17 protein-coding genes, 1 tRNA gene and 1 pseudogene are annotated in these 16,597 nt (G+C 61.6%); 7 read left to right on the forward strand and 12 right to left on the reverse strand.

What is annotated here, in order from left to right:
- Nucleotides 1-4: 4 nt before the first annotated feature.
- From DLM46_RS04395 to rpoH, 3 genes are all read right to left on the reverse strand, one after another.
- On the reverse strand, nt 5-1,597 hold the full coding sequence (locus DLM46_RS04395) for a cytochrome ubiquinol oxidase subunit I (RefSeq protein WP_115099549.1): 1,593 nt from the start codon (nt 1,595-1,597) through the stop codon (nt 5-7).
- On the reverse strand, nt 1,587-1,847 hold the full coding sequence (gene cydP / locus DLM46_RS04400) for a cytochrome oxidase putative small subunit CydP (RefSeq protein WP_115099550.1): 261 nt from the start codon (nt 1,845-1,847) through the stop codon (nt 1,587-1,589). Before cydP ends, DLM46_RS04395 begins: the two co-directional genes overlap by 11 nt.
- Before the next feature lie 346 nt (nt 1,848-2,193).
- Nucleotides 2,194-3,129, reverse strand: a complete 936-nt coding sequence (rpoH, locus tag DLM46_RS04405) for an RNA polymerase sigma factor RpoH (RefSeq protein WP_115099551.1) — start codon at nt 3,127-3,129, stop codon at nt 2,194-2,196.
- 363 nt (nt 3,130-3,492) lie between these two features.
- Between rpoH and DLM46_RS04410 the strand changes: the two genes are divergently transcribed.
- Complete coding sequence (locus tag DLM46_RS04410; protein ID WP_115099552.1) at nt 3,493-4,056, forward strand: acyloxyacyl hydrolase; 564 nt, start codon at nt 3,493-3,495, stop codon at nt 4,054-4,056.
- Between the two features lie 43 nt (nt 4,057-4,099).
- Nucleotides 4,100-4,483 carry a nuclear transport factor 2 family protein gene (locus DLM46_RS04415; protein WP_115099553.1) on the forward strand — a complete coding sequence of 128 codons (384 nt, stop codon included), beginning with the start codon at nt 4,100-4,102 and terminating at the stop codon, nt 4,481-4,483.
- A gap of 139 nt (nt 4,484-4,622) precedes the next feature.
- Here DLM46_RS04415 and DLM46_RS04420 read toward each other — a convergent pair.
- Both DLM46_RS04420 and ybiB read right to left on the reverse strand, forming a co-directional pair.
- A pseudogene (locus DLM46_RS04420) lies at nt 4,623-5,675 on the reverse strand (2-isopropylmalate synthase); the annotation flags it as partial.
- A 510-nt stretch (nt 5,676-6,185) separates the two neighbouring features.
- A complete protein-coding gene (ybiB, locus tag DLM46_RS04425) occupies nt 6,186-7,157 on the reverse strand; it encodes a DNA-binding protein YbiB (RefSeq protein ID WP_115099554.1) in 972 nt (323 codons plus the stop codon).
- Nucleotides 7,158-7,373: 216 nt separating this feature from the next.
- Between ybiB and DLM46_RS04430 the strand changes: the two genes are divergently transcribed.
- Both DLM46_RS04430 and maiA read left to right on the forward strand, forming a co-directional pair.
- The gene (locus DLM46_RS04430) at nt 7,374-8,072 is read left to right on the forward strand and encodes a fumarylacetoacetate hydrolase family protein (RefSeq protein WP_115099555.1); all 699 of its coding nucleotides are present in this window, start codon (nt 7,374-7,376) and stop codon (nt 8,070-8,072) included.
- Nucleotides 8,073-8,096: 24 nt separating this feature from the next.
- Nucleotides 8,097-8,741, forward strand: a complete 645-nt coding sequence (gene maiA / locus DLM46_RS04435; protein ID WP_115099556.1) for a maleylacetoacetate isomerase — start codon at nt 8,097-8,099, stop codon at nt 8,739-8,741.
- Between the two features lie 125 nt (nt 8,742-8,866).
- On the opposite strand, the gene ftsY is transcribed toward maiA, so the two are convergent.
- Entirely contained in the window at nt 8,867-10,000 is a 1,134-nt protein-coding gene (gene ftsY, locus DLM46_RS04440; RefSeq protein ID WP_115099557.1) for a signal recognition particle-docking protein FtsY, read from the reverse strand.
- Between the two features lie 241 nt (nt 10,001-10,241).
- Between ftsY and rsmD the strand changes: the two genes are divergently transcribed.
- The 3 genes from rsmD (at nt 10,242) to DLM46_RS04455 (ending at nt 11,805) form a co-directional block, all read left to right on the forward strand.
- Nucleotides 10,242-10,856: a 16S rRNA (guanine(966)-N(2))-methyltransferase RsmD gene (gene rsmD / locus DLM46_RS04445; RefSeq protein WP_115099558.1), complete on the forward strand. Its 615-nt coding sequence runs from the start codon at nt 10,242-10,244 to the stop codon at nt 10,854-10,856.
- A gap of 112 nt (nt 10,857-10,968) precedes the next feature.
- Nucleotides 10,969-11,484, forward strand: coding sequence for a pantetheine-phosphate adenylyltransferase (gene coaD, locus DLM46_RS04450; protein WP_115099559.1), 516 nt, complete (start codon nt 10,969-10,971; stop codon nt 11,482-11,484).
- 63 nt (nt 11,485-11,547) lie between these two features.
- A complete protein-coding gene (locus DLM46_RS04455; protein ID WP_064266587.1) occupies nt 11,548-11,805 on the forward strand; it encodes a YfhL family 4Fe-4S dicluster ferredoxin in 258 nt (85 codons plus the stop codon).
- A gap of 72 nt (nt 11,806-11,877) precedes the next feature.
- Here DLM46_RS04455 and hisC read toward each other — a convergent pair whose 3' ends face one another.
- The 6 genes from hisC to ispE all read right to left on the reverse strand — a co-directional run bounded on the left by hisC (nt 11,878) and on the right by ispE (nt 16,555).
- Nucleotides 11,878-12,957 carry a histidinol-phosphate transaminase gene (hisC, locus tag DLM46_RS04460; protein WP_115099560.1) on the reverse strand — a complete coding sequence of 360 codons (1,080 nt, stop codon included), beginning with the start codon at nt 12,955-12,957 and terminating at the stop codon, nt 11,878-11,880.
- 59 nt (nt 12,958-13,016) lie between these two features.
- Entirely contained in the window at nt 13,017-13,619 is a 603-nt protein-coding gene (gene pth, locus DLM46_RS04465) for an aminoacyl-tRNA hydrolase (protein WP_115099561.1), read from the reverse strand.
- Nucleotides 13,620-13,758: 139 nt separating this feature from the next.
- Nucleotides 13,759-14,379, reverse strand: a complete 621-nt coding sequence (locus DLM46_RS04470; protein WP_115099562.1) for a 50S ribosomal protein L25/general stress protein Ctc — start codon at nt 14,377-14,379, stop codon at nt 13,759-13,761.
- A 162-nt stretch (nt 14,380-14,541) separates the two neighbouring features.
- Nucleotides 14,542-15,498 (reverse strand): ribose-phosphate pyrophosphokinase, encoded by a 957-nt coding sequence (locus DLM46_RS04475; protein WP_006048037.1) that lies wholly within the window; start codon nt 15,496-15,498, stop codon nt 14,542-14,544.
- Nucleotides 15,499-15,544: 46 nt separating this feature from the next.
- Nucleotides 15,545-15,621, reverse strand: a tRNA-Gln gene (locus DLM46_RS04480).
- A 52-nt stretch (nt 15,622-15,673) separates the two neighbouring features.
- Nucleotides 15,674-16,555 carry a 4-(cytidine 5'-diphospho)-2-C-methyl-D-erythritol kinase gene (gene ispE, locus DLM46_RS04485; protein WP_115099563.1) on the reverse strand — a complete coding sequence of 294 codons (882 nt, stop codon included), beginning with the start codon at nt 16,553-16,555 and terminating at the stop codon, nt 15,674-15,676.
- Between the last annotated feature and the right edge of the window lie 42 nt (nt 16,556-16,597).

A 16,597-nucleotide genomic window follows, 5' to 3' on the forward strand; every position in this document is an offset into this window, starting at 1 on the left:
CGATTCATGCGGCCGTGTTGGACGGCAGCGGCTGATTCAGCGGCTGTTGTTCGTGGTGATAGCGGCCCGTATGCAGCGACGAGGGCCCGAGCCGCGCGTACTTGAACATCAGCATGATTTCGATGATGAACAGCACCGTGTAGAACACCACGAAGCCGGCGATACTCAGATACAGGTCGGTCGGCGTCAGGCTCGACGCGGACAGCGCGGTCGGCAGAATGCCGGCGATGGTCCATGGTTGACGGCCCACCTCCGCGACGATCCAGCCGAATTCAGCCGCGAGCCACGGCAACGGAATGGCCCACACGGCCCAGCGCAGGAACCAGCGGCGCTTTTCCAGCAGCAGCGAGCGCTGCGCGCAGAACCAGAACGCCAGCACGAAGGTCGCGAGGAACAGGATGCCGAGGCCGACCATCAGTCGGAACGAGAAGAACACGGGTGCCACCGGCGGGATCGTCTTCCTGGCGGCTTGGGCGATCTGATCAGGCGTTGCATCGGTGACGTTCGCGGTGAACTGCTTGAGCATCAGGCCGTAGCCGAGGTCCTTTTTGTGCGCGTCGAAGGCGGCTTTCGCTTCGTCGGTGGCGTCGCCTTGCTTCAGCTTCTGGAGCGCAGCGTAAGCCAGCATGCCGTTCTTGATGCGCACCTCGCTGCGCGCCATCAAATCTTTCAGGCCGAGCACCGGTTCGTCGATCGAACGCGTTGCGATGATGCCGAGCGCGTACGGCATCCGGATGGCGTAGTCGGTGCGCTCTTCCTTCTGGTTCGGAATGCCGAAGATCGTGAACGGTGCGGGTGCGGGCGCCGTTTCCCACTCGGATTCGATCGCCGCCAGCTTCACTTGCTGAACTTCGCCGGTACGGTAGCCGGACTCGTCGCCGAGCACGATCACGCACAGCGTCGACGCCAGGCCGAAACCCGCGGCGATCGCGAACGAGCGCAACGCGAATTCGGTATCGCGGCGCTTGAGCAGATACCACGACGACACGCCGAGCACGAACATCGACGCCGTCACATAACCGGCCGATACGGTGTGCACGAACTTGACCTGCGCGACCGGATTGAAGAGCACGGAAAAGATGCTGTCGAGTTCCATGCGCATCGTCTGGTAGTTGAATTCCGCGCCGACGGGATTGTTCATCCAGCCGTTGGCCACCAGAATCCACAGTGCGGACAGGTTCGAACCGAGCGCGACGAGGAATGTGACGATCAGGTGCTGCACTTTCGAGAGCCGGTTCCAGCCGAAGAAGAACAGCCCGACGAAGGTCGACTCGAGGAAGAACGCCATCAGGCCTTCCACTGCGAGCGGCACGCCAAATATGTCGCCGACGTAATGTGAGTAGTACGACCAGTTCGTGCCGAACTGAAATTCCAGCGTAAGACCGGTCGTGACACCCATCGCAAAGTTGATGCCGAACAGCTTGCCCCAGAACTGCGTCATGTCCTTGTAGATCTGCTTGCCGGTCATCACGTGGACCGACTCCATGATGACGAGCAGCCAGGACAGGCCGAGCGTGAGCGGCACGAAGAGAAAGTGATAAAGCGCCGTAATGGCGAACTGGAGGCGCGACAGTTCTACGACTTCGCTAACGGGCATGTGGATCACCTTGGGACGGATGCGAGACAGGCACGGACAGCAATGCCTGCGCGACTTGCTCGGGCGGCAGCGACATATGCTCCGCCTGCGGATGATTGAAGAACGTGTATTTGAGCGCCATCAGCAGTGCGAACTTGATGGCGAGGACGATGGCGATGTCCCGCGCCAGGGTTGGACCGCGCACCCAGGCGGCGAGGCGCTTGCGTAAGCCTGGCCGGTGAGCGTTATTGCGATTGAGGGCTATGGTCATGATCGGTCGAAGGCAACTTCACGCCGATGAGTCCGGCTGGAACCAGGCCGCAGTGCGGTCCGGCGAGTGCATCCCGATTCTAGGAGCAGTGACCTTGTGCGCGTGAGTTCAGGCTGCGGCATTGGGTCGCGAAGCTTGCCTCCTTCGGAGAGTATTGCAACGTGACTTGCGATACGTCAAGAAATGCGCACCGGCCGAGCGCGTTCCTGATTGAGGGCGACACTGGTGCGGCGAGGCGCGAGCGCGTCGACGCCCGGATAGAAAAAAGCCCTGCCATCTTGCGAGGGCAGGGCTCAGTGACCTAATAGTGCGCCGGGCAAGCCGGCGCTCTGGATCTCGTCAGACGTTACGAATACTCCGCCAGCGCGCTGCGCATTTTCTTCATGGCGCTCGCCTCGATCTGGCGAATACGTTCGGCCGACACACCAAATTCGTCGGCCAGTTCGTGCAGCGTCGAGCCACCCGAGCCGTCGTCTTCCACATGCAGCCAGCGTGCCTCGATGATGCGGCGGCTACGGGCGTCCAGCGATTCGAGCGCGCTGGCGATGCCGTCGCTTTGCAGCTTGTCGCGCTGACGCGAAGCCAGCACGGCGGTCGGCTCGCTATGCGAGTCGGCCAGATAGGCGATCGGCGCGTACGACTCTTCACCGTCTTCGACCTGACCTTCCAGTGCGATATCGCCGCCGGAGAGCCGCGTTTCCATCTCGGCCACTTCTTCACGCTTCACGTTCAACTCGTTGGCGAGACCTTCGATCTCATCCGGGGTGAACGCGCCCAAGCCCTGCTTGTGGCTGCGCAAGTTGAAGAACAGCTTGCGCTGCGCTTTGGTGGTGGCGACCTTCACCATGCGCCAGTTGCGCAGAATGTATTCGTGGATCTCGGCCTTGATCCAGTGCATCGCGTACGACACGAGGCGCACGTTCTGCTCCGGGTCGAAGCGCTTCACGGCCTTCATCAGGCCGATATTGCCTTCCTGGATCAGGTCGGCGTGCGGCAGGCCATAACCGAGATAGTTGCGCGCGATCGATACGACCAGCCGCAGGTGCGACAGGACGAGACGGCGCGCGGACTCGAGATTGTCCTGCTCGCGAAATTCGGTGGCGAACTGGCGTTCTTCCGCCGGCGTCAGCATCGGAATCCGATTGACGGCCTGGATGTAGGCGTCGATATTGCCCAGTTGGCCGGGCAGCAGCGAGGAATGCGAGAGCGCCAGTGCACCTGCCGAAGCGGCCTTAGCCGACAACGGGCTCAGAGTATTCGGAAGGGTCATTGCATGGCTCACGTAGGAAACTCCTTTGGAATCAGACAAAAGCGTGGTCAGAGATCGACTCCAGCGTTGGATGTTAGCACTCTGATTTCCCGAGTGCTAACACTTAGAGGGCGTAGGGTCATCTGAGTTCCGTCTTTCGCTATTGAAATTTAGGTTTCAATAGCCATCATACGCTTCTGTTGCTAGCGATGTGTAAGTCGCATGACTTACCTGACAAACCGCCTGCATACCTATAAGTGACCGGTATTTTCTAAAAGTGAAGTGACTAATTGCGAGAATTTCGATTTCCTCATACAGAGCGCCGGATCGGGTTTGAATTTAGAATAGGCAAAATCGTCAGAGATGATCAACGTTCGACCATAGTTCGGGTGTTCGATGACAAACAAGAAAAATGCTTTGCGTGGTCTGGCTCTAAAAGGCGCTTCAGCAGTTGTGTTGCTTGGCGTATCGGGATTGGCCGTGGCTGATCCGTTCGGGGTGCAAGTCGCTGCGGGCGTGGGCGATCACCACGTCAAAAAGGTCGATCTCGGTTTCGTGTGGGATCCGAATCTGACGTGGTGGCAAATCGGCGATTGGCATTTCTCGCTGATCGGCGAAGCGCACGTGGCCTGGTGGCATACGAACGAAGGGAACGTCCACGACAACATCGGCGAAATCGGCGTGACGCCGATCATCCGCTTCATCAAGGGTTCAGGGTCGATCCGCCCTTATATTGAAGCGGGTGCCGGCATCCGGTTGCTGTCGAGTCCCAGAATTTCTACGTCGCTCACCCTCGGGACGGCGTTCCAGTTCGCCGACATGGCGGGCGTCGGCGTGCAATTCGGCAGCCACCAGCAGTATCAGGCGGGCTACCGGTTCCAGCATATTTCCAACGGCGGTATCAAAGAGCCCAATCCTGGTATAAATTTCAGCCAGCTATATTTGCAATATAACTTCTGACGACCGTGGCCACGTCCGGCTCATCGGTGCGAGGGGCTGAGCAATGGCGGCAAAATTGATCGAAGCGATTCGCGGGCTCGAGCGTGAGCGCTTTCGTGCGATGGTCGACGGCGACGGGCCGTCGCTCGATACGCTGCTCGCGGACAACGTGAGCTATGTCCATACGAACGGCAAGCGTGAGACGAAGCGGCAGTTCATTGATGGCATTACAGCGGGACGCCGGCGCTATCGGCAGATCGAAGTGCAGTCGCAAGACGTGCTGCCGGTAGGGCGAGAGACCTGCGTCGTGACCGGGCGGGCGTTGATCGAGATGGAAGCGAACAACGGGGCGCTGCTGTTTCCTATCGCGTACACGGCGATTCATACGCAGGAAGACGGGCAATGGCGCCTGATTGCCTGGCAGGCGACGCGTTGCGCGATCGAGTGAGCCTTCGTGAGCCCGTCTCGTTTCGCCGCTGGCGCGTGGTGAGCGCCCGGCCGGCACGAGCCGCCGGGTTGCGCTGCTCGTGCTGGGCGTGTCGCCTGCCGGCAACGACTACCAGAACTCACTACACGGATTAACTGCCGGGTGTGCGCTGCGCAAGGCCCTTGCGGATCGCGTCCTGGTGAGATCCGGAGAACGCTGTGAAGGCCAGATCGCCTGCATACGGATGACGCGGATGCACCGGAATCTGGTTGCAACGCTCGACCACGCGCGGCACCGCGTCGATATCGGAGAAATCGAGGCCAGGGTCGATACCTTGCGCATAGAGGTTCATCGCGAGCGTCACGAGATCGACGTTGCCGGTGCGTTCGCCGTTGCCGAGCAGGCACCCTTCGATACGGTCCGCGCCCGCCAGCAGCGCGAGTTCCGCCGCGGCCACCGCGGTGCCCCGATCGTTATGCGGATGCACTGACAGCACGATGCTGTCGCGGTAGCCGAGATTGCGGTCCATCCATTCGATCTGATCGGCGAACACGTTCGGCGTCGCCGCTTCGACGCTCGCGGGCAGGTTGACGATCATCTTGTGATCCCGCGTGGGCCACCACGTCTGTGCAACCGCGTCGCACACTTCGCGCGCGAACGTGAGTTCGGCCGTGTTGAAGGTTTCCGGCGAGTACTGGAACGTCCAGTGGGTGCCGGGCCGAGCCTGCGCGTGTTCCTTGATGATGCGTGTGCCTTCGACGGCCAGCGCCTTGATTTCGTCCCTTGACTGGTTGAAGACGATCTTGCGGAACGACGGACAGATCGCGTTGTACAGATGCACGATGGCGCGCGGCGCGCCTTCGAGCGATTCGAAGGTCCGTGCGATCAGCTCGGGGCGCGACGGCACGAATACTTCGATCGTCACGTCGTCGGGAATACGCTGTTCGTCGATCAGCTTGCGCACGAAATCGAAGTCGGTTTGCGAAGCCGACGGAAAGCCGACTTCGATCTCCTTGAAGCCGATCGCCACCAGCATCTCGAAGAATTCGAGCTTTTGTGCAGCGTTCATCGGTTCGATCAGCGACTGGTTGCCGTCGCGCAGGTCGGTGCTCATCCAGATCGGCGCGTGGTTGATCGTGCGGCCTGGCCATTTCCGCCCGGTCAGGCGTACGAGCGGGAAGGGACGGTATTTTTCGGCGGGATTGCGCAACATGATGGGCCTCGTTCGTTGTGTCGTATGCGAAAGGATGTGGCGTCGAGCGGCTGGCGGGCTGCCACGGAGTGCACGGCCCGCCAGCTGGTCGCTAGCGGCAACAACGAACGGGCGCGAACAAACAACGTCGTGACGACGAAAACGGACGTGGATGATGCCGATGCAACGTGCATTTGACCCTCGCGATTCGTCCGAACGGTAAACGGACGAATGCAAACGACTACAGGTTGTGAAGAACTACGGTCGGGGGTGAAACAGAAACAACGAGGAACTGCCTTGCGGACCGCGCTTTGAGCAACCTGAGCTGCCAGCGCGCGGCGCTACGTCCGGCTTACGCTAGACGTAGCGATAGGGGCCGCGCGAGGCGGCCGGAGGTAATTCGGAGGGTGTTCGGAAGGGAACGCATCGGCCGAATGTATGACAGCGGGCCGCGCCGTGTCAATCGGCGGTCTTTACGTTTTACACAGCGAGCGCCGCCGCAAAAACCGCCTCATGGCCGTGCAACGCCCGTCACATGGGCGTTTTCGCGACGTCCACGATCAGTTCGACTTGACGCGAAATCGCGCTCGGCACCGGCGCTTCGCCGCGCAGCACGGCGCTGATCCACGCGGCGGTGGTAGGAGCGTCGCGTGCTTCGGGCAAGTCGACCTCGGGCGCGTCGGGCGATGAACGCTCGTGCGGCACGCGCGTTTCGCAGACGCCGTCGTGCAGCCAGTCGACCTGCACCTGCCGCCGCGTGTCGGCCACCGCTTCGCCTTCAGTGCCGCGCGCGAGCAGGGCGCCGCCTGCCGCGGCGTCCGGATGCGTGTTGAACAGTTGCGTGAGACTGTCCCGATACGGCGGATGTGTGTAGTTCACGAGCCGCAGGCCGGCCGGGGCGAACGGCTGCAGGATCTTCACGAGCGTGTGCGTCGAATTGCGCACGCCCATGCGGCGGCGCAGCGCGAGGAGCCGCGCGAGCTTCGGTGCGAGTACGCCGATCGGCGCGAATGCGAGACGCCGCTGCGCCAGGCCGTCTTCGATATCGGCGTGGTTTTGCGCGTGGGGGATGTCCAGATGGGTGAAGATTTCGGCGCTTGTGACGCGGCCCGGATCTTCGGTGACGCCGTGCACCAGCACCGGCACACCCTCGCGCGCCAGCAGCAACGCCAGCAAGGGCACGAGATTCGGTTGCTTGCGCGCGCCGTTGTAGCTCGGAATCGAGACAGGCCGGAACGCGCCGTGCGGCAGATGAACCGGTTCGAACGACGCGTGCGCGCCGGCCAGCATCGCGGCGAGTTCGTCGGCTGTTTCGCCCTTCACGCGATAGGCGAGCAGCACCGCGCCGAGTTCGAGGTCGGACACGCGGCCGTCGAGCATGGCGTCGTAAAGAGCGCGGGTATCTTCGGCGCTAAGCGCGCGGGCGCCGTTCGGGCCGCGGCCGATTTCCTTGATGAAACGGGCGCAGGGAAAGACGGAAGTGGCGGTGGCAGAGTCGGTCATCGGGCGCAGTGGGGCGTAGTGGCGTACCGCCGTAAGCGGTTGGCCAGGGTATTCAAAGGACGAGATTCAGTGTGAGTATCGCATCTATGGCGGTCCCGCGAGACGATGCGCCGGTGCCGCCGGCCGTGCGTGTCAATGCGCGCCGTGCTTTCGTGCGCGTTAAACTCGGTGTTTTATCGCCGCGCTGGCGGCACAATTAAAAAGACGGAGAACGGGATGAGTTACGTATTTGCACCCGCACCGGTGGTCGCGGTGCCGGTCGTGGAGGCCAGCGAACAGTTCGCGGTACGCCGCATCTACTGTGTGGGCCGTAACTACGAGGCGCACGCGCGTGAGATGGGGCATGATCCCGACCGCGAACCGCCGTTCTTCTTCACCAAACCGGCCGATGCAGTGCTGTACGTCGCACCTGGCGCAACCGGCGAATTCCCCTATCCGTCCCAATCGAATAACGTGCACTACGAGATGGAACTGGTGGCGGCGATCGGCAAGGGCGGCAAGAACATTCCCGCTGAAAGCGCGCTCGACCATGTCTACGGCTATGCGCTGGGGCTCGACATGACGCGCCGCGATTTGCAGGCCGAGGCGAAGAAGCTGGGGCGTCCGTGGGATACCGCGAAGGGCTTCGATCACTCGGCGCCGATCGGTCCGATTCATTCGGTGGCGACGGTCGGACATATCGGCAAGGGTGCGATCTGGTTATCGGTGAACGGTGAGCAAAAGCAAAGCTCGGACGTGTCGCAGCTGATCTGGTCGGTGGCCGAGACCGTCGCCTATCTGTCGACGCTGTTTGAACTGCAACCGGGCGACCTGATTTTCACCGGCACGCCAGAAGGCGTCGGCGCGGTGGTGCAGGGCGATCTGATGAAGGGTGGCGTGGATGGGCTCGGAGAGTTCAGCGTGCGGGTAGTCTGAAGACGGCCGGAGGAGACACACACCATGAAGCTCTACAGCTATTTCCGCAGCTCGGCATCCTATCGCGTGCGTATCGCGCTGAACCTGAAGAACCTGCCGTACGACTACGTGCCGGTGCACCTCGTGCGCGACGGCGGCGAGCAGTTGAAGCCCGAGTATCGCAAGGTGAATGTGGACGGCATCGTGCCGACGTTCGTCGACGGTAACGAAGTGATGCCGCAGTCGCTCGCGATCATCGAGTATCTGGAAGAAACGCATCCCGAGCCGCCGTTGTTGCCGGCGGCGCCGGCCGATCGCGCGTATGTGCGCTCGGTGGCGTTGCAAGTCGCGTGCGAGATTCATCCGCTGAACAACCTGCGCGTGCTGAAGTACCTAAAGCACACGCTGTGTTTGGACGACGACGCGAAGGACGCGTGGTACCGGCATTGGGTCGAGGCGGGCTTTACGACGCTCGAAGCGCATCTGGCGGGCGATTCGCGCACCGGCAAGATGTGCTTCGGCGATCAGCCGACGCTGGCCGACGCGTGCCTGATCCCGCAGGTGTTCAACGCGCAGCGCTTCAAGGTCGACACGGCGCGGTTTCCGACGATTCAGCGCATCTACGATCACGCGATGCAACTCGATGCGTTCGCGCGTGCGGCGCCCGGTGCGCAGCCGGACGCGGAATGATTCCATGGCGTGAATAAAAAGGGCGCTCGATGAGCTGACCTCGCAAAGTTGGATACCGGTCCAACCTTTGGCGTGCAGTTCACGAAGCGCCCTCTTTGCTGTTTCGCTGCGAGCGGCGTGTACGCTCAACCGCCCAGCAGGGCGTCCGAAAACTCTTCCGCGCTGAACGGCTGCAAATCCTCGACCGTTTCGCCGACGCCGATGAAGTAAACCGGGATCGGACGCTGCCGGGCGATCGCCGCAAGAATGCCGCCCTTCGCCGTGCCGTCGAGCTTGGTCACGATCAGGCCGGTGAGGCCGAGCGCGTCGTCGAAAGCCTTCACTTGTGCGAGCGCGTTCTGCCCGGTGTTCGCGTCGATCACCAGCAGCACTTCGTGCGGCGCGCCGTCTTGCGCCTTGCCGATCACGCGCTTCACCTTGCGCAGTTCTTCCATCAGATGCAGTTGGGTCGGCAGGCGGCCGGCGGTGTCGGCCATCAGCACGTCGATCTTGCGCGCACGTGCAGCGCCGACCGCGTCGAAGATCACCGCGGCCGGATCGCCGCTTTCCTGCGACACCACCGTTACATTATTGCGCTGGCCCCAGATCGCCAGTTGCTCGCGCGCGGCGGCGCGGAAGGTGTCGCCCGCGGCCAGCAGCACCGATTGATCGAAGCTCTGCAGATGCTTGGCAAGCTTGCCGATGCTGGTGGTTTTGCCCGCGCCGTTGACGCCGGCGATCATCATCACGAGCGGTTGCGCGCGGCCGAGCATCAGCGATTTCTCCAGCGGCTCGAGCAGGTCGATCAGCAGTGTGCGCAGCGCTGCTTTGACCTGTTGCGGGTCGGTGAGGCGCTCGGCGCGCACTTTCTCACGTAGCGATTCGAGCAGAAATTCGGTGGCGTCGACGCCCGCATCGGACATCAGCAGCGCGGTTTCCAGTTCCTCGTACAGATCCTCGTCGATCTTCGTGCCGATGAAAATACCGGTTAGGCTCGAACTGGTTTTCGACAGGCCGGTTTTCAGCCGCGTGAGCCAGGAACGCTTCGCGCCCGCGTCCAGCAGCGGCGGCGGAACGATTTCGACGGTTTCCAGCTCGGCCTCGGGGGCCTGCGGCTCGTTTGCCGGAGGAGCGGCGGGCGGCTGCGCCTCGCTGCGAACCGGGGCGGCCGGCGTCTCTATGGGGGCCTCAGGCGCCAGGGTTTCCGGCGGCGTCTGCGATTCGTCTGGCGCGTTACCGGACTCTTTCGAACCCTTGAATCGTTTGAAAAAGCTGAACATGATCTGGCGTGGTGAGAGCGCGCGCCGATGCGCGCAGCCGGCACGAAACCGGCAGGAGCGGCAGGCAGCGTTGCGATGCGGGATGCAAGGCGCTGGAAGCCGCACATTTTATCAGGCGCGCCGCTGCCCGTCGTATTGGCCGAACGGCCAGGCTGGACGCGGCGCCCCCCTGTGGTAACGTTGGCGCTCCGGCCCGCACGCATCGGCGTGGCGGGCGCCTTTCTTACGTAATCGAAACTGCATGCCCCGTTCCGCACCTTCACGCGCCCACGGCGCTTCATCCAAAGGCGGCAAAGCGCACGCTATCCGTATCATCGGCGGCGACTGGAAGCGCACGCCGCTGCCCGTGCTCGATCTGGACGGCCTGCGGCCCACGCCCGACCGCGTGCGCGAAACGCTGTTCAACTGGCTTGGCCAACGTCTGGATGGCCAGCGCTGCCTCGATCTGTTCGCCGGCAGCGGCGCGCTGGGCTTCGAGGCGGCCTCACGCGGCGCGGCACGGGTGCTGATGGTCGAGCGCAATGCGCGGGCCGCCAGCCAGCTGCGCGCGAACCAGCAGCGTCTGTCGGCGCGCATGATCGAAATCGCTGAAGCAGACGGTTTGCGGCTCGCGGCAAGCCTCGCACCCGGGTCGTTCGACGTGGTATTCCTCGATCCGCCCTTCGGCGACGATCTGCTCGACAAGGCGCTCGCGCTGGCCGTGCCGCTGTTGAGCGCGGAGGGCTTTCTGTATGTCGAAGCGGGCGCCGCGCTCGAGCTCGTTGATAACGAAACGCTCGCCGGCTGGCAGATCGTGCGGCAAGGCAAAGCCGGAGCTGTCCACTTTCATTTGCTGCAACGCGAAAATAAGGAATAATGCGCGTTCCAAAACAAGCGCCGAACGGTCTGCCGTTACGTGCGCGGCCGGTGCCAAATGCGTCGCGTGGACGCTTTGACGTGCCCATTTGTCTGAAGAGAGGAGAAGTCTCATGGTAGTCGCCGTGTACCCGGGCACATTCGACCCGCTGACGCGCGGTCACGAAGACCTCGTTCGACGCGCGTCGAGCATTTTCGACACGCTGGTGGTAGGCGTTGCCGACAGCCGCAACAAAAAGCCGTTCTTCACGCTCGAAGAGCGCCTCGACATTGCCCATGAAGTGCTGGGCCACTACCCGAACGTTCAGGTGATGAGCTTCAAGGGGCTGCTAAAGGACTTCGTACGCAGCAACAACGCGCGGGTGATCGTGCGTGGCCTGCGTGCCGTCTCGGACTTCGAATATGAGTTCCAGATGGCCGGCATGAATCGTTATTTGCTGCCGGACGTCGAAACCATGTTCATGACGCCTTCCGATCAATACCAGTTCATCTCGGGCACGATCGTGCGCGAGATCGCGCAACTGGGGGGCGATGTCAGCAAATTTGTGTTCCCGTCGGTCGAAAAATGGCTGATGGAAAAGGTTGCTGCGCTGGATCAGAACAATGGTGCTTCGGCGGCGCAACCGTAACCGGCGTAAACTGCTGGTTTGACGGATCAAAGCCGGCTTCAGCCGGTGCGAAGTGAGAGAAGTATGGCCTTGATGATTACCGACGAGTGCATCAATTGCGACGTGTGCGAGCCCGAGTGCCCGAACGACGCGATTTCAATGGGCCCGGAAATCTATGTGATCGACCCGAAGAAATGCACCGAGTGCGTCGGCCATTTCGATGAGCCGCAGTGCATCCAGGTGTGTCCGGTGGAGTGCATTCCGCGCGATCCGGAGCATCTTGAAACACCTGAGGGTTTGATGGCGAAGTACCACGCACTGCAGGCCGCCAAGGGCGCGTGATGAACGGCGAGGCGTCGGCCTCGCTGCGTTTTTTGCACCGTCCTTCGCGCGTTCTGTTTGGGCCATGCGTTGTTACCCGACGTAGGCACTGAAAATGTCGCGCAACGCGTGCAGCAGGATGTCGGATTCGGCGTCGGTGCCGACTGAGATCCGCAAATGTTGATCGATTCGCGCCGCCTTGAAGTGGCGCACGAAAATTTCCCTTTCCCTTAGCCGTGCCGTGAGTGTCGCCGCGTCGTAGCCCTCGTGGCGCGCGAACAGCAGATTCGCCGCCGACGGCACCACCTCGAAGCCCAGCGCCGTCAGCCCCGCGGCCAGCCGCTCGCGGCTCGCAATCACTTTGGCGCAATTGGCGCGAAACCAGGCATCGTCCTCGTACGCGGCGATAGCGGCCGCTTGCGCCAGCCGGTCGAGCGGATACGAATTGAAACTGTCCTTCACGCGGTTTAGCGCGGCGATCAACTCGGGATTGCCGAACGCGAAGCCGACGCGCATTCCGGCCAGCGAACGCGACTTCGAGACCGTTTGAATCACCAGCAGATGCGCATAGCGGTCAATCAGCCTGATGGCCGATTCGGCGCCGAAATCCACATAGGCCTCGTCGATCACCACGACCGAACCCGTATTACGGGCAACGAGGCGCTCGATATCGGCGAGCGGCAGAGGACGTCCGGTCGGCGCATTCGGATTCGGGAACAGCACGCCGCCGTTAGGCGCCGCGTAATCGTCGACATTGATCGCGAAGGTGTCGTCGAGCGCGACAGTCCGGTAGGCGACTTCGAAAAGCCGCGCGTAGGTTGGATAGAAACTGTACGTGATGTCCGGAAACAGCAGCGGCTCGTTGTGCTTCAACAATGCCTGAAAGGTGAGCGCCAGTACTTCGTCTGAACCGTTGCCCGCGAAGACCTGCTCAGGACGAATACCGTGATACGCGGCGACCGTTTCGCGCAGCTTGCGCGCCGTAGGATCGGGATAGCGCTTGAGCGACTCGCCTGTAGCGCCCAGCTCCCGCAGGATCGCTTCGACCACGCGCGGCGACGGCGGATACGGGTTCTCGTTGGTGTTCAGCTTCACCGGATGCGCGAGCGCGGGCTGTTCGCCCGGCACATAAGGCGTCAGACGGTGGACGATGTCACTCCAATAGCGGCTCAAGCGAATCTCCTGTCGGTGGCAAGACGGCGGCGGATGCGGATTGCAGATGGGCGGCGCGCTCAGGAATTGCGATGCAGCAGCATCATCGCGCGTTCAAGCTCGCCTTTGATGATCTGCGGCATCACGGCGAGCGCCCGTTCGATCGACGCATCGATCGCGTCCTGCTCTTCCCGCCGCGGTGGTTTCAGCACGTAATTGGCGACGTCCGGCTTGGCGCCGGCGCGCGCGCTTTCGGGAATCAGGTCGCGCGGATGGCCGATGCCGATCCGCAGCCGCCAATACTGTTGCGACGACAGATGCGCAGTGATGTCTTTCAAGCCATTGTGACCACCGCTGCCGCCGCCGAGCTTCAGCTTGACGCTGCCTGGCGGCATATCGAGTTCGTCGTGAGCGACCAGAATCTCGTCGGGGAGGATCTTGAAGAACTGCGCCACCGCCACGACCGACTGACCCGAGCGGTTCATATACGTCTGCGGTTCCAGAAGATGTACTTCTTCGCCATGAAGCCGCGCTTTCGCATAGAAACCGTGGAAGCGCCGCTCGTCACGCAGCGTCGTGCCTGCTTCGCGCGCCAGTTGATCGACTAGCCAGAAGCCGGCGTTGTGGCGCGTCGCGGTGTATTCGGCGCCCGGATTGCCGAGCCCGACGATCAGCTTGATCATGTTTGCCTGGGTCCATCTGGCTCGGCGCCGCATGCAGCCGAGCTGAAAAAACGAAAAAAAACCCGCCGGGGCGAACCTCGGCGGGTCACATCGACCGTTTCATTGAAACGGATCGAGAGGATTGCTCGCTCAGTGCAGCTTAAGCAGCCGGCGTTTCGCCTTCGCCCGCAGCAGCGGCTTCGCCTTCAGCGATTGCGCCAGCCGGGATTGTTGCAGCAGCGATCACCGGGTTTTCTGCTTCGACGTGAGCAACCAGTGCGACGCCTGCCGGCAGGACGATGTCCTTGGCGTGAATCGATTGGCCTGCTTCGATCTTCGCCAGGTCGACTTCGAGGAATTCCGGCAGTGCCGACGGCAGGCACTCGATTTCGATATCGTTGAGGACGTGTGAGATCACCGCGCTCGACAGCTTCACTGCCGGGTTGGTTTCCTGGTTCATGAAGTGCAGCGGCACCTTGGTGTGCAGCTTCTTCTTCGCGTCGACACGTTGGAAGTCCACGTGCAGAACGAGCTGACGGAACGGGTGGTATTGCACGTCGCGCAGCAGAACCTGTTGCGACTTGCCACCGATTTCCAGATCGAGAATCGACGAGTGGAAAACTTCTTTCTTCAGCGCGTGCCACAGCGCGTTGTGGTCCAGTTCGACCAATTGCGTTTCAGCACCAGCGCCATATACGATGCCCGGGGTCTTGCCCGAGTTACGCAGGCGGCGGCTCGCACCCGTACCTTGCAGGTTACGCTCGAAAGCGACTACTTTCATTTGAATCTCCAATACACTGCCCGCGACCAGGCAGTAAAAACGGGGCCCGCAAGCCACTATGGCTGAGGCCCCAAAACGGCGGCACGAACCTTCGTTCGTTCGTGCCGATTGTGCAAAAGCGCAGCGTGCGGATAGTGCACTACGCTGCGCCTTCGCAAATACTTAACTTTCCGCGAACAGCGACATCACCGAATCGCCGCGGCGAATCCGCGAGAACGTTTCGGCGAGCAGGCCGGCGCTGGTCAACGAACGGATCTTGGCGCATGAGCGGGCTTCTTCGCCGAGCGGGATCGTGTCCGTGACAACGAGTTCGTCCAGTGCCGAAGCTGCGATACGCTCGCCCGCACCGCCCGACAGAACCGGGTGGGTGGCGTAAGCGAACACCTGCTTCGCACCGCGTTCCTTCAAAACCTGGGCTGCCTTGCAGAGCGTGCCGGCGGTGTCGACCATATCGTCCATGATCACGCAGGTACGGCCTTCGACTTCACCGATGATGTTCATCACTTCGGCAACGTTCGCCTTCGGGCGGCGTTTGTCGATGATAGCGAGATCGCAATTCAGCTGCTTGGCTAATGCCCGGGCGCGCACCACGCCGCCGACGTCCGGCGATACGACCAGCAGGTTCTCGTAGTTCTGCTTGCGCAGATCGCCGAGCAGCACGGGCGTTGCGTAGATGTTGTCGACCGGGATGTCGAAAAAGCCTTGAATCTGGTCGGCATGCAGATCCATCGTGATGATCCGCTCGACGCCGGCGATTTCCAGCATGTTCGCCACGATCTTCGCCGAGATGGCGACGCGCGCCGAACGCGGGCGCCGATCTTGACGGGCATAGCCGAAGTAGGGGATGGCTGCGGTGATCCGGCCTGCGGATGCGCGCTTGAGCGCATCGACCATGATCATCAGTTCCATCAGATTGTCGTTCGCCGGCGCGCAGGTGGATTGCAGGACGAAGACGTCCTTGCCACGCACGTTTTCCTGAATCTCGACCTGGATTTCACCGTCCGAGAAACGGCTAACCATGGCTTTGCCGAGGGGAATACCGAGGATTTTGACGACTTCCTGTGCAAGCGCGGGATTTGCGTTGCCAGTAAAAACCATCAGGCCGTCATGGCTGCTCATCGTGCACCTACTTCAGGCTGGGGGCGAGGGGAAATGCGAGAATTTTTGGCAGGGGAGAAAGGATTCGAACCTTTGCATGCCGGAATCAAAATCCGGTGCCTTAACCAGCTTGGCGACTCCCCTACACTAACTTTGAGCTCCGCCGAACGTGGAGTTTCGTTCGACGATGCAAAACTTATGACGCGAAAGTAAAGAGTGGATGTTGATCGAGACCTGCGGCCACTGCGCTGTTCCATTCGCCCGGCAGTTTGGCTTGCGCCGCTTCTGCTTCAGCTTTACTACGGAACGCTGCAAATACACTTGCACCTGATCCAGACATCCGCGCTGGTGCGATGTTTTCAAACCATCGCAGCACTTGCGCTACTTCCGCGTACTTCCCTACGACAACCTGCTGCATGTCATTCCGACCGAAACTTTCTGGCCAGTCAGTGTTGCAGCTAAGTTCTGCAGGAAAGTCCGTAATTCTGAGGGGTTTTGAATCTCTTGTCAACGCTTTTTCAGAAAAAATCGCTGCAGTCGGAACATGAACCCTCGGTGTCACCACCAAGAAATGGCGCGGCGGCAATTGTACAACGTCTAAAGCTTCTCCGACACCCTGTGCGAACGCATTTTTCCCAAAAATAAAAAATGGCACATCGGCGCCGAGCTTCAACGCTAGTTCCTGCAGTTCCAGTCGCGGCAGATCGAGCTTCCATAGGCGATTCAGCGCAAGCAGCGTAGTGGCCGCATCGGAGCTGCCGCCGCCGAGGCCCGCGCCCATCGGCAGGCGCTTGTCGATCTCGATATCGACGCCCTCGGACGAGCCCGTGTGCGCCTTCAGGAGTGTCGCTGCGCGCACGGTGAGATCGTGTTCCGGCGGGACGTCGGCGATCTCGGTGCTGCGTGTGATGAGACCGTCGTCGCGTCGCGTGAAATGCAGCGTGTCGCCCCAGTCGAGCAACTGGAAGACGGTTTGCAGCGTGTGATAGCCGTCCGGCCGGCGGCCGGTGATGTGCAGGAAGAGGTTTAGCTTCGCTGGCGCGAGGCAATCGCGCAGCGAGTGGGTGGATTCGATCATGGGTCTGGGCTACATGCGCCAATGCGGCGCCAAAGAAGCGGC

Origin of the sequence: Paraburkholderia lacunae (genome assembly GCF_003353175.1) — a bacterium.
Lineage (GTDB): Bacteria > Pseudomonadota > Gammaproteobacteria > Burkholderiales > Burkholderiaceae > Paraburkholderia > Paraburkholderia lacunae.

Excerpts from the sequence above, each read along its gene's own strand:
- DLM46_RS04395 (WP_115099549.1), bottom strand. The coding sequence starts at position 1,597 with ATGCCCGTTAGCGAAGTCGTAGAACTGTCGCGCCTCCAGTTCGCCATT.
- cydP (WP_115099550.1), bottom strand. The coding sequence starts at position 1,847 with ATGACCATAGCCCTCAATCGCAATAACGCTCACCGGCCAGGCTTACGC.
- DLM46_RS04410 (WP_115099552.1), top strand. The coding sequence starts at position 3,493 with ATGACAAACAAGAAAAATGCTTTGCGTGGTCTGGCTCTAAAAGGCGCT.
- DLM46_RS04415 (WP_115099553.1), top strand. The coding sequence starts at position 4,100 with ATGGCGGCAAAATTGATCGAAGCGATTCGCGGGCTCGAGCGTGAGCGC.
- ybiB (WP_115099554.1), bottom strand. The coding sequence starts at position 7,157 with ATGACCGACTCTGCCACCGCCACTTCCGTCTTTCCCTGCGCCCGTTTC.
- DLM46_RS04430 (WP_115099555.1), top strand. The coding sequence starts at position 7,374 with ATGAGTTACGTATTTGCACCCGCACCGGTGGTCGCGGTGCCGGTCGTG.
- maiA (WP_115099556.1), top strand. The coding sequence starts at position 8,097 with ATGAAGCTCTACAGCTATTTCCGCAGCTCGGCATCCTATCGCGTGCGT.
- ftsY (WP_115099557.1), bottom strand. The coding sequence starts at position 10,000 with ATGTTCAGCTTTTTCAAACGATTCAAGGGTTCGAAAGAGTCCGGTAAC.
- rsmD (WP_115099558.1), top strand. The coding sequence starts at position 10,242 with ATGCCCCGTTCCGCACCTTCACGCGCCCACGGCGCTTCATCCAAAGGC.
- coaD (WP_115099559.1), top strand. The coding sequence starts at position 10,969 with ATGGTAGTCGCCGTGTACCCGGGCACATTCGACCCGCTGACGCGCGGT.
- DLM46_RS04455 (WP_064266587.1), top strand. The coding sequence starts at position 11,548 with ATGGCCTTGATGATTACCGACGAGTGCATCAATTGCGACGTGTGCGAG.
- pth (WP_115099561.1), bottom strand. The coding sequence starts at position 13,619 with ATGATCAAGCTGATCGTCGGGCTCGGCAATCCGGGCGCCGAATACACC.
- DLM46_RS04470 (WP_115099562.1), bottom strand. The coding sequence starts at position 14,379 with ATGAAAGTAGTCGCTTTCGAGCGTAACCTGCAAGGTACGGGTGCGAGC.
- DLM46_RS04475 (WP_006048037.1), bottom strand. The coding sequence starts at position 15,498 with ATGAGCAGCCATGACGGCCTGATGGTTTTTACTGGCAACGCAAATCCC.
- ispE (WP_115099563.1), bottom strand. The coding sequence starts at position 16,555 with ATGATCGAATCCACCCACTCGCTGCGCGATTGCCTCGCGCCAGCGAAG.